This window comes from Sphingobacterium kitahiroshimense, from assembly GCF_025961315.1.
GTDB classification, from domain to species: Bacteria; Bacteroidota; Bacteroidia; order Sphingobacteriales; family Sphingobacteriaceae; genus Sphingobacterium; species Sphingobacterium anhuiense.
Genome location: NZ_JAOQNK010000001.1, coordinates 6,178,299 through 6,193,334 on the forward strand (window position 1 = coordinate 6,178,299; position 15,036 = coordinate 6,193,334).

General features: G+C 35.6%; 14 protein-coding genes and 1 pseudogene. 1 reads left to right on the forward strand and 14 read right to left on the reverse strand.

The window, feature by feature from the left end:
- Positions 1–42 precede the first annotated feature (42 nt).
- The 3 genes from M2265_RS26330 to M2265_RS26340 all read right to left on the reverse strand — a co-directional run bounded on the left by M2265_RS26330 (position 43) and on the right by M2265_RS26340 (position 5,125).
- Positions 43–3,291: a SusC/RagA family TonB-linked outer membrane protein gene (locus M2265_RS26330; protein WP_132773594.1), complete on the reverse strand. Its 3,249-nt coding sequence runs from the start codon at positions 3,289–3,291 to the stop codon at positions 43–45.
- Between the two features lie 88 nt (positions 3,292–3,379).
- Complete coding sequence (locus M2265_RS26335; protein WP_132773596.1) at positions 3,380–4,450, reverse strand: FecR family protein; 1,071 nt, start codon at positions 4,448–4,450, stop codon at positions 3,380–3,382.
- A gap of 78 nt (positions 4,451–4,528) precedes the next feature.
- Positions 4,529–5,125: an RNA polymerase sigma factor gene (locus M2265_RS26340; RefSeq protein WP_132773597.1), complete on the reverse strand. Its 597-nt coding sequence runs from the start codon at positions 5,123–5,125 to the stop codon at positions 4,529–4,531.
- 205 nt (positions 5,126–5,330) lie between these two features.
- On the opposite strand from M2265_RS26340, the gene M2265_RS26345 reads away from it, so the two are divergent.
- Complete coding sequence (locus M2265_RS26345; protein WP_132773598.1) at positions 5,331–6,713, forward strand: M20/M25/M40 family metallo-hydrolase; 1,383 nt, start codon at positions 5,331–5,333, stop codon at positions 6,711–6,713.
- Positions 6,714–6,764: 51 nt separating this feature from the next.
- Here M2265_RS26345 and M2265_RS26350 read toward each other — a convergent pair.
- From M2265_RS26350 to M2265_RS26400, 11 genes and pseudogenes are all read right to left on the reverse strand, one after another.
- A pseudogene (locus tag M2265_RS26350) lies at positions 6,765–7,070 on the reverse strand (VOC family protein); the annotation flags it as partial.
- A gap of 282 nt (positions 7,071–7,352) precedes the next feature.
- Positions 7,353–8,375 carry an alpha/beta hydrolase gene (locus M2265_RS26355; protein WP_132773600.1) on the reverse strand — a complete coding sequence of 341 codons (1,023 nt, stop codon included), beginning with the start codon at positions 8,373–8,375 and terminating at the stop codon, positions 7,353–7,355.
- A gap of 300 nt (positions 8,376–8,675) precedes the next feature.
- Positions 8,676–9,086, reverse strand: a complete 411-nt coding sequence (gene uraH / locus M2265_RS26360; RefSeq protein WP_132773602.1) for a hydroxyisourate hydrolase — start codon at positions 9,084–9,086, stop codon at positions 8,676–8,678.
- A 127-nt stretch (positions 9,087–9,213) separates the two neighbouring features.
- A complete protein-coding gene (locus tag M2265_RS26365) occupies positions 9,214–9,768 on the reverse strand; it encodes a lipocalin family protein (RefSeq protein ID WP_206368327.1) in 555 nt (184 codons plus the stop codon).
- Positions 9,758–10,453 (reverse strand): lycopene cyclase domain-containing protein, encoded by a 696-nt coding sequence (locus M2265_RS26370; protein WP_132773605.1) that lies wholly within the window; start codon positions 10,451–10,453, stop codon positions 9,758–9,760. The genes M2265_RS26365 and M2265_RS26370 overlap by 11 nt, the downstream gene beginning before the upstream one ends.
- Positions 10,450–10,908 carry a sterol desaturase family protein gene (locus tag M2265_RS26375; RefSeq protein WP_132773606.1) on the reverse strand — a complete coding sequence of 153 codons (459 nt, stop codon included), beginning with the start codon at positions 10,906–10,908 and terminating at the stop codon, positions 10,450–10,452. Before M2265_RS26375 ends, M2265_RS26370 begins: the two co-directional genes overlap by 4 nt.
- A gap of 4 nt (positions 10,909–10,912) precedes the next feature.
- Positions 10,913–11,377, reverse strand: a complete 465-nt coding sequence (locus M2265_RS26380) for an SRPBCC family protein (protein ID WP_132773608.1) — start codon at positions 11,375–11,377, stop codon at positions 10,913–10,915.
- 3 nt (positions 11,378–11,380) lie between these two features.
- Positions 11,381–11,773 (reverse strand): hypothetical protein, encoded by a 393-nt coding sequence (locus tag M2265_RS26385; RefSeq protein ID WP_264599373.1) that lies wholly within the window; start codon positions 11,771–11,773, stop codon positions 11,381–11,383.
- Between the two features lie 62 nt (positions 11,774–11,835).
- Positions 11,836–12,672: a phytoene/squalene synthase family protein gene (locus tag M2265_RS26390; RefSeq protein WP_132773611.1), complete on the reverse strand. Its 837-nt coding sequence runs from the start codon at positions 12,670–12,672 to the stop codon at positions 11,836–11,838.
- Between the two features lie 5 nt (positions 12,673–12,677).
- Positions 12,678–14,150: a phytoene desaturase family protein gene (locus M2265_RS26395; RefSeq protein ID WP_132773612.1), complete on the reverse strand. Its 1,473-nt coding sequence runs from the start codon at positions 14,148–14,150 to the stop codon at positions 12,678–12,680.
- On the reverse strand, positions 14,150–14,809 hold the full coding sequence (locus M2265_RS26400) for a MarR family winged helix-turn-helix transcriptional regulator (protein WP_132773614.1): 660 nt from the start codon (positions 14,807–14,809) through the stop codon (positions 14,150–14,152). Before M2265_RS26400 ends, M2265_RS26395 begins: the two co-directional genes overlap by 1 nt.
- Between the last annotated feature and the right edge of the window lie 227 nt (positions 14,810–15,036).

The window sequence follows — 15,036 nt, forward strand, 5'->3', positions numbered from 1 at the left end:
AATGCTTCTGGTTATCTAGAAGCATCTTTCTAATCATAAATGTTAAAAAGTGACTGATATACCTAAGCTGATTGATTTCATGGTCGGATAGTTGAAGCCATCACCAGCATTGCTGTCGCTGATATCCGGGTCGGATGAACCGATATTGCTTACATCCAGATCGCGTGTATGCTTATAGAACGGTGACCAGCTCCATAGGTTTTCACCCGATAGCGAAGCTTTTATATCCTGAAAGCCCCATCGTGATACGATAGATTTAGGAAGACTATATCCAACTTGGATATTTTTCAGTCTAATGTAACCCACATTTTGTAAGTAACGTGTTTGAGGCGTTTCTTTGATAGACTGGTTATAGCCAGCGTAGCGGGGTAGGTAAGCACCTTTGTTGTCCTCAGTCCAGTAGTTATTTAAGTGCCATTCCGGCAGATTATTGTACGGTCTATTATATTGTCCCCAGAAAATTGATTCATTGCTTGGATACCAGTTTTGACGGCCTACTCCCTGAAAAAATGTGGACAATGATATGCCGTTCCAGTCCGCATTAAAGTTAAATCCATAGATATACCGGGGATCCTTATTACCGATGATTTTTTTATCACCATGATTGTCTAATGTATTGGTGCCGTAATCGATCTTCCCGTCACCGTTTAAATCTGCAAAACGGACATCGCCTGGATACACAATACCAGCACTAGACGATTTGATTAAAATCTGCTTTGCGGCATTGTCAATCTCCGCTTGCGATTGGAACAGACCTTGAGTTTCGTATCCCCAGATTTCACCGACTGTTTGACCGGCATAGTAATCGCCTAACGTACCCGTTAGATTATTGTATTTATCGATTTTAGATTTATAGTCAGCTAAGGTTCCTCTAATACTATAGCGCAATGATTTACCCGCCACATCAAATCGATTGTTGTAAGAAAGTGTAAGTTCATAACCATTTGTGGTCATATCAGCATAGTTACCTTTAGGAGATGTAGCACCAAATATATCCGGCAATGTCATGCCTACAGTAAACATATCAGTTGTTTTACGTGTATACATATCGGCTACCAATTGCAGTTTACCATTTAAGAAACTCATATCCACCCCAAAATTGGCAGTGGTCGCCGTTTCCCAGGTTAGCTGATCGGGCAGTACTACCGGTTGCTGCGTATAGCGTGGCCGTTCACCGTTTATGATACGGTCAGAAGTACTGATGTTATAAATCTGTAAAAAGGAATAGGATTTAATATTACCATTCCCTAAAGAGCCGTAGGAGCCTCGAAATTTTAAATCTGAGATAATTTCAGGATTTACAGACCAAAAATCTTCCTGTGATGCTCTCCAGCCCAAAGAAGCAGAAGGAAAGAACGCCCATTGCGAACCTATCGGGAATTTGGAAGAGCCATCATAACGACCGTTCACTTCAAACAGATAGCGGTCTTTGTAAGCATAGTTAGCTCTAAAAAATAATCCTGCGATCCGGTATTTTTCATAATTACCAGAAGCAGTAATGGCATCCCCAAGAGCAAGATTAATATTGCTGACATCATTGGTTAATAGTCCATTTTTAGAAACATCAACACTTTCTCTTACCTTTTGCTCATAGTTATACCCAATTAACCCTTTAAAGTAGTGATTCTGTTTAAACGTATTCTCATACTCCGCATAGATATTTGTAAATAAGTTACGTTCTTGAAGCACATACTTTGATATATCATTATACTGGGTTGCCAGCTGAAGGATTTCACCTTCCTTTATACTATAAGGAATAGGAATACGTATTCTTGTTGCCACATCATCCTTATTCATAAAAGTGAAATCTCCCTTTACTCTGAACGTGTTGTTGAAAAATTTAGTTTCAAAACTTGTTGTATTACGCAATAGACCATCATCGGTATCTTTACCATTTTTACTCATGATAAAATCTCCTACAGAATACGCCGCAGAATATGAAAGCGTTCCATCAGGATTGAAGATAGGAGAGGTGGGATGCCCTTCATCGGCGATGTTACGCAGAATATTTCCTCCTTCACCAACAGTCATCGGGATATGGTACTTTTTGGCCGAATAGTCTAAATTATTAGCGATACGTAACCAGTTGGTCACCTGTATGCCTCCCTTTGCTCTTAAATTAAGACTTCTAAATTTATCGGTATTATAGCGATATAGACCATCGTAGCCATAGTATCTTCCCGAAAGGTAAAAATCTGTTTTTCCAGAAGATCCATTGATCGCGATATTATGGTTCTGAGCCATCGTATTATCCTTGATCAAAGCTTTATAATAATCTTCATTGCCATAATACACGTAATTTCCATTACCATCGACAGTCACCTGTTCCTGAATACCGGCATCATTACGCCTTTTGAATTCTTCCAGCCAGGCCAGTGAAAAAGGTTGTGTCTTGTTCATCTTACTCGGAATTGATGAATAATTATTCCAGGAATTGTAAGCCTCCGAAAAATGAGATGCATAGGTATAGCCGTCCGTTACAAATTGAGGCGTTGCGGTCGGCTTCTGGCTTGCCAGGGAACCCGAATAATTGACAGAAGTGCGACCCTGTTTTGCTTTTTTTGTACTGATAAGTACTACGCCAAAAGTACCCCTCGATCCATATATCGCAGCCGATGAAGCATCTTTTAAAACAGATACAGACTCAATGTCATCTGGGTTTAAATTTGCAGGATCACCTTCCACTCCATCAATCAGAACAAGAGCAGCTCCACCCTGACCAATGGAAGTCGTGCCGCGTATGTTAAAACTCGCTGAACGGCTCGGTTTGCCATCGGCCAGATTGATATTTAAATTTGGAACAGCACCTTGTAGCATTTGCGTTGCATTAGCAGCCATGCGTCCTTCAAACACTTCTTTGCCGACCATATCGACAGCTCCAGTAAGATTAGCTTTTTTTTGCGTACCGTAACCCACAACAACAACCTCGTCCAGTTGAGAAGAACCTTCTTCCATTCGGATCAAAATGGAGTTATTGTCCGCAGGTTTAACAATAAAATTATTTTCCTCTTTGTTTCCATAACCGACGATTGAAAATCGAATGTTATACGATTTACCAGCTTCAAGGGATTCAAATAGAAATAGTCCTTTAGCATCTGTGGCGGTATTGGTGATCACTTTGTTCAGAGAATCGGTGACCGTAACAGTTACACCAGACAGGAGCGAACCTGTTTGGCTGACGACAGTTCCTTTTACACGACCTTTTTGTTGCCCGTACAGCGGAGATGTAAGCACAATGCTCCCCAGTGCGAAAATCAATGCTCGTTTTTTTAGGTGTTCGTTAATTTTCATGTTTATTTTAAAAAATTAGTCAATATGATTTCACGTAATACATTAATTATACTTTGTCTATCCAAGGAAATTTCAGTGGATCAGCTCATTAATTGGAAGATTCAGCCTTTTTGCTCACATAGTAAGTAGATTGCTCTTTTCTATATTCAAGCTCGTTTAGACCACATAAAATATGTAGGATATTTTCGATGCTTTCAGATGCCTCAAAAGCACCGGTAAAGGTCAGTTGATTGACGTTCACACCGTCATATATAATTGCAACCTGCTTTGCTTTTGCGATTGAAGCAAATACCGTTTTTAGATTTTCTTTTTCAAAATTCAGGCTTGAAGAAGTTGCTGCTAACGATACAGCAACGCTATGCTGCGGAATAGGATCCGTATTCTTGATAGGACTTTTCGCTTTTTTTGATATTTTCCATTCCAATAGCTGGGTCATATTATTGATGACGATCTGTTCGCCGGCACGCAAGACCGTTTCATGAAATCTGTGCAAACTTTGGGCTGTAGGAGCTACTCGGATAGATCCTTCTACCAGATGAATATTGGTCTCTTTATTATTTTGCCCATCAATGGTAAAGACTGTACCCAGAGCAGTAGTTGCTATTCCATTTGAGATAACCGTAAAAGGTCGGTGTTTATCTTTTGTAACATCAAACTTTCCTTTTCCGGTTAGAGAAAGCATACGGGAGGTATCCGTAAACTGAGGGTTATAAGTCAGGGAACTATGAGGAGATAAAGTGACGCTTGTACCATCTGGCAATATATGTCTCACAAATACACTCGTGCTGCTCACAATCCGCTTTTGAAGGGGTAGTACTGTGACCGAAGTATGAACAAAATCCTGTTGATTTTCCCAAATAATCGAGACTCCACCTGTAACGAGAAGTAAACTTGCCGCTATTTTGACAATAATACGGGATAACGATTGTTTTTTACGAGCAGACTGGTCTCCGATAGTCTTGATGAGACGGTCATAAACTTTCTTTTTTTGTTCTGGGCTTAGTCTCTCCGATAAAAGAGTCGGCTGCTGATCAAATTCCTCTTGCAGTTCCGCTTTGAGTTTATGATCTGTTATTTCGAGTTGGTCGAGTAATTGCTGTTTCTCCTTTGGAGAAGCATAACCGGACCAAAATTTCTGTATAAGTTGCTTCGTATTCATATCGTTGGTATAAATACTAGCAATGATGGTTTAGGGGATGAAATTTTGGATTAACAAATGATTAAGATTATGTAAATTCTAAAGATGCTCGGTATAAAAGATCACCAATAGTCCCAGTGCAGTATATGGAGCCTCATTTTGGATATAATCTTTGATTGCACGGTTAGACTGTTTCAGATAATCTTTAACAGAATGACTGCTTATCCCCATTATTTTTGCGACCTCATCCGCAGATCTCCCTTCAAATCGGCAAAGTTTAAAAACCTCCCGTTTCTTTTTTGGTAATTTTTCAACCGCCTGATGGATCATCCTGATTTGCTGTTCATACAGATCTTCATCAATCACATCTTCATTTTCAAGTTGTAGGTACTGATCATAAGTATCCACACTTTCAATAGCTTCTTTCACCTTTTTCTTAAGGAAAGTAATGGATTTATTATAGCTCACCACAAATAGCCACCCAGGAATTGATTTTTCATCCACCAGCTTTAGTCTATTTTGCCAAAGTGCAGTAAATACCTCTTGCAATAAATCCTCAGCACATTCAGGTCGCTTAACCAAACGCAGAATATTAGCGTATACCGCATTTGCATATGTTTCATACAACTGTGCAAACTTATGCATGTCGATAGCAATAGGTTGTTGTGAGGTATCTGTAATTCGAAAGTTATCCATAGCAGTACATGTATTTGGCAGATTGTTTCAGGATTTGCAATCGCAATCCATTTTATGGAAGACAAAGCTATCCAATCAATGCTATCAAGATGTAAAGTTGTCATTAAGGAAATGTTAATCTATAAAATTGAACGCCAAAGGAAAAGAAATACCCGTATCCTAAAAAAAATAACTATGTTTATTCCATTGAATACAAAATAAACGAATGAAACGAACAGCATTACTAACCTTACTTTCTATTTCTACCTTTACCACTGCAGTTTTTGCACAGCAGGATTCCATGATGTTAGATAAAATCTATCATGAATCTTTCTATCAAGGACAGGCTTACGACAATTTGCACTACCTCACAAAACAGATCGGCCATCGTATTGCCGGATCACCTGCGGCTGATAAAGCTGTAGTCTGGTCCAAAAGCCTGATGGAAAAACTTGATTTCGACAAGGTATACCTACAGGATGTAAAACTCCCTTATTGGGATCGCGGTCCAAAAGAAAAAGCCTACATAGTAGGTTCAAAGGAGTCTCTAAATATCCTCGCGTTAGGAGGTTCAGTAGCCACTCCATCCAAAGGGATAACAGCCGAGGTTATTGAAGTCCAATTGTTAAGTGATCTGAAGAAATTTGGTGACCAGGTACGTGGAAAAATTGTTTTCGTCAATAAACCATGGGACGAGTCTATCGTAGAAACTGGTGTTGCATATGGACTCAACTCAAGTCAGCGAAGCCGCGGTCCAGCTGAGGCTGCTAAATTAGGAGCAGTTGCTTACTTATTTCGATCTTTATCATCATCCACAACTGATGACTATCCCCATACAGGAGGAACAGGTTATGTCAAAGGAATCGATAGTATTCCTGCTATGGCAATATCTGCGACTTCAGCCATTAAGTTGAGCGAAGCATTAAAAACCAATCCTCACACAAAAGTTTATCTGGAACAGCATTCCGCTTGGAAAGGAATGGTGCAGACACACAACGTTATTGCAGAATGGAAAGGTGCAGAATTTCCTGATAAGATTATCACGATCGGTGGACATATTGATTCTTGGGATGTAGGAGAAGGGGCACACGATAATGGAACCGGTACTATGGGGACTCTAGATGCGATACGTACCTTGATGGCATTAGGATATAAGCCTAAGCACACCATCCGTTTAGTATTTTATATGAACGAGGAAAATGGAGTGCATGGTGCATCAACCTATGGACAGGTCGCTAAAGATAAGCGGGAACAGATTGTTGCCGCAATAGAAAGTGATGCTGGTGGATTTGCACCTAGGGGTTTTGACATTAAAGCCTCTGCCGAAAGAGTTGTGTGGATGCAACAACATTGGAAGCCTTTATTTGAACAGAAATTCTGGGTATCACGTTTTTTACAGGGAAGTCCAGGAGTAGATTCAGGAGTCTGGGGACAGCATTTTCCAAATACCGTAATGTTCAACTTTAGACCAGATCCGCATCGTTATTTTGATCTGCACCATACGGCAAAAGATGTCTTTGAAGCCGTCGATAAACGAGAACTGCAATCAGGAGTAGCGGCTATTGCCTCTTTGCTGTATTTAGTTGATCAACAGATAGAACAGCTGTAAGAGCTAAACAATAAATAGAAAGGGGGCCAAACTGTAATATGGCTCCTTTTTTTAGTTGATCGTTTGGTGTAAAGCAATTCTAATCCCCTCGCTATCTTCAAACTCAGCAACAATAAAACCAAGTAAATCATTTATAGTTTTTGGATATAATATTTTTCCACCTTCCGAAATAACTTTTTCAAGTGTTGCATCCATATCTTGCGTCTTAAAATAAATAATAACACCCTGTTTGGTAGGTGTATAGGCATCACCTTTGGCCAGTGCTCCAGAAATACCACCACTAGCTTCCTCAAAAGGAAAAAGTGACATTTCATAACCATCGATGATTTCTTTTTCGAATTTAAAATTGAATACTGCAGTGTAAAATTTCTACGCACGATTTAGATCATTGACTGGAATTTCAAAGTAGATCACTGGGTTTGTTTGGGACATAAGGGTATTTTGTTTGGTAATATATTATTGTTTTTACTGATTTGAAGAAGGGGCAAGTAGCACTGTTTTAATTTACCTGTAGCAAAATTAAATGCTTTAGTAGAGATTTCATCCAATTGGTCAGTAAAAGAACTGTGCAAAGCCAACATTAACATGATTTGTATTGAAATGTATTTTTTTTTTATAAAGATTCTGCATGGATGTTTTCTAAATTTTTAATGACCAATTTAAAATAGCGTCCATAACATCGATCCAATGCGGCTTATCATAATCCACATCTCCATTTTTATTTATTTCAAAGTAATTATGTTCAAGATTAAGGTATCGCTTATACGATAGATTGGTTTTATTTTCTCTAATGAAATATAATGGAACCAAATCGCAGAGATCCGATGCGACATCGGCTGTGCCATATGCCATATAAATTGGAATGTTGAGGGTCAACCAATCATTAATCAACGGTTTGGAGAATGACTGCCAAGATCTTAAATTAGGATTATTCTTGTTTTTCAATGGGTTATTGACATTTTGATAGAATTGGTATTGTTGTTCCATTTCTTTATCAGCCTGCTCCCAGGATACTTTGTTTTGTTCTGCATTTTTTCGAGACTGTCTGATGTTCTGGTCTATACGACCGAATGGGTTTGTTCCTGTTAAAGCAAGTTTGGTAACACCCTTGTGTTTAACAGCAATTTTAGTAGCCACTTGACCACCCTGCGAATGTCCAACTACGATCAATTTTGTATTGTCTACCCATTCTTTTCTCTTTAAAAATTTCAAAACAGTTAGAGCTCTATTTGTGTAATTATCCAAATTATCTGCATTTTGATAAGCCAAGCTTGGAATGTTTTTATCTTTAGAATCCCCATAGTACCAATAAGAATCATTTAATTGTACTTCATCAACGATAAGTGGTGTTTCAGGCATTGAAATAACAACAAGGTGATAATGTTTTTTGATTTCATTGTATTCAAAATTTGTTATCCCTCCGCCATATAGATGCAGCCCTACGGATTTATAGTTGATATATAATGGAATAGGGAGAGAACCTTGGCACCATAAAAATATTGGTTTCTTTGTATTCATTGCCGTATCTAATACCATAAATTCAATTTTGCCTTGCTTATTGTTGATCTCAAAAACTGTAAATTCATTATTCACGATTTTGTTTTTTTGAGCAATAGTTACTTGAAATAAAAAAGCAGATAAAAGAAGAAGAATAATTTTCATTTAAACATATATTGGATTATCTCCCTAAGATAATAATTTTTCCAATTTTTTAATTCAATTTATTCCTGTTTTCTCATTCTGGGGAGGAGAGCTTCTTTTAAAAGAGTATTTTTATTGAAAAAGATCAGTGAAAAATAAGACATCATTAAATTCGTTATTATACAGATTTTTACGATCCAACAATAAAAAAAAGATAATTAAATGTTGATTTATTTTAAAATATTAAGAGCCTATTTAGATTTAAATAGGCTCTTAAGCTCAGTAGCGAAAAAGTAAGGTAATCATCCTGTGGAAGAGTTTTTAATTTCCTCTGTATGTTGAATAACCAAAAGGAGATAGCGTAATAGGTACATGGTAATGTTCATTGTCCACAAGTTCAAAAACAACCTCTATAAATGGGTAGAATGATTTATTTCCTAGAGACTTAAAGTACGGGCTGGTGTGAAATGTTAACTTATAAATGCCTGTATTATCTTTTCCGTCCTGTTTTAAAAAGTCTTTTATTCGACCATTACTATCCGTATTTTTTTCTTCTACCATAGTCCAGGTGTCATTCTTGTTCATTTTCGACAATGTAATTTTAACATTCGTAGCAGGTTTACCAGTCGTGATGTCTAGAATATGACTTGAAAGTTGAAACTTAGTTTCTTGAGCTAGACTCACTTGCATTATGCCGATGAAGACTAAAATTATAAGTGTTATTTTTTTCATTTTGAATGATGTTTCGTTATTTATATTAAAATTGAGATTTTGCATTTATTGTGCTGAAAGAAGATGATTCTTATCACTCCAAACGAGCATCTAAAGGTAGATTCATATGTAACAAAAAACTGAAAATTTAGTTTTTTTGGATAAAGGGACTATCCGTTCGGTCATGCTTCACCCATACTAATTTAGATGTGTCATAACCAATTTCTGTTGCAATTTTTAGAAACTTCGTTTTAACCGATTCAGGAATCTCTTTTGTTCTTGATAAAATCCAGAGATAATTTAAGTCTTTACCTGCTACCAATGCATATTTATAGCCATCATCCATTGAAACCACATTATACCCCGAATAAAAAGGACCAAAAAAACTTACTTTTAATGCCGCTATATCTTTATTTCCTCTAAATTTTGCAATTCCTTCGGCTTTTTTCCATTCTTTCTTTACAAAATTATATCCACTGTTCAATACCTTTACATTTCCTTTTTCGTTCAAACTGTACTGAGCCGAAACGTTGTCTAGATCTTTTTCAAAACGAAAATCAAAACGTGCTATTTCGTACCAAGTTCCTAAATATTTATTGACATCAAAGTTTTCAATTGCCTTTGTATTTTTTGGAATTGAAGCACAGGAATTAAAAAGTATAGCTGTTAAAGAAAAGATAAAAATTAGAGTCTTAGTATTCATTTTCATTTTTTTTAAATTTTGTGAAAAAATAAATAACCAATAGAAACTGGGTGTAGCCATATACAGCATCTTCGATTGGTATTGTTAATATGCGTATGCCTAAAAAATCACCGGGGTTGTAATTCACAATAGGAGATTCCAATCCAAATCCAGTCAGTACTCCATTGACAGGAAGAAAGCCAAGCATCAAAACGCTGAATACTAAAGAAGCTTTGGTAATCCAATCTGCTCGCGCAATAAAATGTAGATAAATCAAGGTTATAATTGTCGCTATTGCGGTTACTAAAGTATAGATCTTATCATAATGCCGCAAAGCGATCACCGAACAGACAATAATGCTTACAAAAACAATTATATTATTAAAACCTGCAAGTCTGTCTAGATTGAAAAATTTATCAAAACAGAAATAGGTAAATGCACAAGAAAACGGAATACAGATAAAGAATAACCACTCTTCGATAGGTAAACCGGCGACGACAATTCCAAGTGTATAATCTGTGTTGAACCACCAAACACCTTTTGAAGTAAACCAAACATCCCAAGCGATAAATGGAATAGCAACCAATAGAGCAGCCTTTAAAAATGCTCCAAAGTGGCGGTTGAACAGAATTCGTTTATCAAAAGAAGCGATCAGACAAATGATGATTGTAAAAAATAAAATTAAAGAATATGTATATATTATCATTTTTTATCCGGATTAAAATACATTTGAAAATATTTGAAGGGCACATATAAAAAACCAAAACATTCCCCATGATGTTTCGTCGTATGCTTGTGATGTTGCTTGTGCGCTCTACGGAGAGCCAAGAAATAAGCATTTTGAGTTTTGGTCAAGAATTTAATCCGCTGATGGATAAAAATATCATGAATAAAAAAATAAGCCATACCGTACAGCATGATGCCCAATCCGATATAGAACAGATAATTAAGCTCTTTTAGCGAACCAAAGTACATTAAAATAATCGTAGGAATCGCGAATATGACAAAGAAGTAATCATTTTTTTCGAGTGGACCATCATTGCTGTGATCGTGATGATCCTTATGTAGCACCCACAAAAAACCATGCATGATGTATTTATGGATAATCCAGGTTGCACCCTCCATCAGTACAAAAACGATCATTGTTATTAAAAAATTCATGCTATTATTTTTTGGCGTTAAACATTTTTTCTAATACAACATATCGGAAATTAAAAATATCAGTTAATTTCTTTCTTACGAAAATCCGATGTGCGATATTACCCAATATACCAAATGGTAATTCATAATCTATAGTATCCTTTACCAGAATCCCATTGCTATTTGGGATAAATTCATGAAAATGGCTCCAATATTTATAAGGACCTCTTTCTTGAAAATCAGTAAAGCTCTTATTTAATTCAACTTGACTGATTCTGGTTCGCCATTTTAATGGAATTTTAAACATAGGCGAAACAATATAATTTATGATCATTCCTTCAAAAATATCTTGATGATCATCCGTAGAAATGATTTCAAATCGCATATCTTCTGGTGTTATTTTCGACAAGTTGACCGGAGAAGAAAAAAAATGCCAAGCAGTTTCGATATCACAATTTAATTGTTGTTCTCTATATAATTGATGTCTCATCTTCTAGTTTTTTAAAAGCGTATCTATATTTTTTATCAAAATCTCTGAGCTAATCATTTTTCTATGCTCCATTATTAATATTGTATCTTCCTTTATGTTTGATTTATACCCTAAAAAAGACGGTGTATTTTTTTGAATAGAGAGACGGATAAATCTTAATTCTATATTATTCGGTTCAAGAAATATTGCACGCTCAATATTTTTTTTTCCTTTGTTAAATGTTCCAAGCTTATCTATTGGATTAAAAACATGATTTGCCCATATCGCTTGAAGCCCACCAAGGTACGCCAATTGAGTAGGAGACATGTTTTTTAATGTCCTTAATTCCCTTATAGTATTTTCACATAACTTTTTATCCGCTACAGTCTTATTATAATTTTCACGTAATCCTGTCATAACAGGATTCTTAAAGCCTGTCAGAAAACATAGCGAGAGTAGAAGTAAGGAAATAGTTCTCATCATAAATAAGCAGTTTTATATCTCACATAGCTTTTAAATGCTACATAAGCTTTTTCAGAATTGGCAATTCGCACCCTACTGTTCAATATGTCTTCAGAAGATTTTCGCTTGATCTTTTTAAATAAAGATAGATAATATTTATAGGCCAGATAAACACCAAACATAGCAGAGTTTGGAAGTTTTTTTATTCCCATCAATGCTTCATTAAATTCTTGTTCAATTTCATTTTCAATCTCAATTTTCGCTTGATTATCAAATATTTCCATGTCAATGTTGGGGAAATAAGTACGGCCTAAAATCTGATAATCATCTTTTAAATCCCGTAAGAAATTAATTTTCTGAAAAGCAGAACCCAATTTCATCGCATAAGGTTTCAATTTTTCATAATATTCTCGATCACCATTTGTAAATACCTGCAGACACATTAATCCCACGACTTCAGCTGAGCCAAAAATGTATTCCTTATAACGTTCAGAATTATAATCAATTTTGTGAAGATCCATTTCCATACTATGTAAAAATTGGCTGATTAGTTTTCTGTCAATTGAATATTGATGAACTACCTGTTGAAAAGATTGTAAAATCGGATTTAGTGAAATTCTTTCCTCCAGTGCATGATCAGTTTCTTCTTTTAATCTATTCAAAAGTTTCGCTTTATCGTATCCATGAAAACTATCTACAATTTCATCAGCTAGCCTTACGTATCCATATATGGCATAAATCGCATTGCGAATAGATGGACAGAGCGCTAAAATGCCTAGCGAAAAACTTGTACTATACTTTTGTGTTGTAATTTTACTTACGGTGAAAGAAAGTTCGTCGAATAGTTGTTTCATACAGGTTAGTTTTTAGCGTTAATAATTTCATTAGATACAATTTTACCGGAAATAATAGATGGAGGTACTCCAGGACCGGGAACGGTCAATTGACCAGTATAGAATAAATTTTTAATTTTTTTGTTTCTTATTTTAGGTTTTAAAACAGCGGTTTGCCCCATTGTATTTGCCAACCCATAAGCATTACCATCATAGGCATTATAGTCTGAAATAAAATCTTGCACACAATAACTTCTTTTATATTCAATCATTGACATGAGATTACGAATGCCCAGATGATTTTCAAGTCTTGTCATCATTTCTGCTAAGTATTTTTCTCTTACTGATTCTTCATCATTAATTCCAGTAGCCAAAGGCATCAGAAGAAATACATTCTCTTTACCATTAGGAGCTACGCCTTCGTCAGTTTTGGATGGACAGCACACATAGAATAGCGGTTTCTCTGGCCATTTTTTATCTTCGTATATACAATCAATGTGTTCGTCCAGGTCATGCTCAAAGAAAAGCGTATGATGCTTCAGATTAGGAAGAGTCTGGTTAATACCCAAATAGTAGATTAAGCTTGAAGGAGCAAATACTCTATTTTTCCAGTACTCTTCAGTATAATTTCTATCCTCTTTATTAAGGAGTGTCTCCGTATGATGATAATCTGAAGAGGCAACTACCGTGTCAAAATCGAGCATATTTCCATTGACAGTTAGAGAAATAACACTTCCGTTTTCAGTATTTATGCTTTCAACAATATTACTGAAATGAAAAGTTGCACCTTGTTTTTCAGCTAATTGCTTCATCCCTAATACCAACTGGTAAAAACCACCTAACGGATAATGTGTCCCCAGGGCATAACCACCATAATTCATCAAACTATATAGAGCCGGAATATTTTTTGGTGAAGCACCCAAAAATATGACCGGAAATTCCATTAAAGTCCTTAGCTTTTCGTTTTTAAAATATTTTGCAACGTAGTTTCTGAAATTTGATAGCAGATCTAATTTTAAGGCGCTTCGGGCTATTTTAGGAGAGATAAATTCTGCCCAGCTGTGGCAAGGCTTATTGACAAAATCCTGCATCCCAACCTCATACTTAAATTTAGCAGATTTCATAAATTTTTCCAATTGCAATCCGGCACCTTCTTCGATTTTTTCAAACAACATTTTTAATTCATCTAAATTTTCAGGTACAGCAATTTTATCATCGGCGAAGATCATTTCGAACTGTGGATTCAATGAAATTAACTCAAAAAAATCAGTAGTTTTAGATCCGAAATCAGTAAAAAAATTATCGATAATATCAGGCATCCAATACCAACTTGGTCCCATATCAAAGACATAACCTTCCTCAGTTTTAAATTGTCGGGCCCTTCCTCCCGGCTGATCATGTTTTTCAAAAACATGAACTTCATTTCCAGCTTTTGCCAAATAAGCAGCAGCAGATAAACCTGAAAAACCAGAACCTATAACAGCAATTTTTTTCTTCATTACTTTTTTTCTTTTAAGACTTCAGTCAATAAATATTCAGATTCGATATTTTTATCGTAGATCGGCATATGAAATTCAGTGAGCTTATTGAGCAATCTTATTAATTCCATTTTTTCGTTATCTGTTAAGTCACCTGTCACAATCTCACTAGCTTGTCTTATCTTTTCCATTTGCTGTTCTAAAACAGCTAAGCCTTTATCGTTTATTTTTAAATATTTACTTCTTTTATCAATCTCAGAATTTGTTTGATCTACCCAACCTTTTGTAATTAAACGGTTTATTATTTGCATGCCCGCAGGTTTATCATGAACATTTTTTTTAATTAAATCCATTTTGATCATTTCTCCGAAATCTTTCAAGTTAATCAGATAGATAAAATCTTCTTGAGTAGAAAACTCGGAACCGAAAATGGCAGATTTCGAGTAACTTTTAGCGTACCTATTTAAATGCACTATCAAAGTATTAATGACACTTGATGCACTACGGCCATTTTCTTTTCCCTCCCAATAAAGATCATTTTGTTTATCGCCATGATTATGATTAACAGCTATCCACTCCTTAAAACCTTCAATATTAGATTGGTATTTTATGTATAAAGCGTTTTCTAGCTCAAATTGTTCTAGAAGTGTAAAAACATTTTTGACCATATCGTATTTCATATGTATATTTAAAGTATATAAATATACTAATATTTATTTAATAAAGTATAATAGTATACTTATATATTTTATTAAACATATTCTAAAATTCATATATATAGTTTTATCTAAAATATCGAGAGACGATCTGGATAGGCGGCAACTATATATAAATAAGATGTTTATGTGTTTCGATTACTATTTGTAGTCTATGGTCGTATTGATTTTAAAGGATGCTAGGAAAAGTT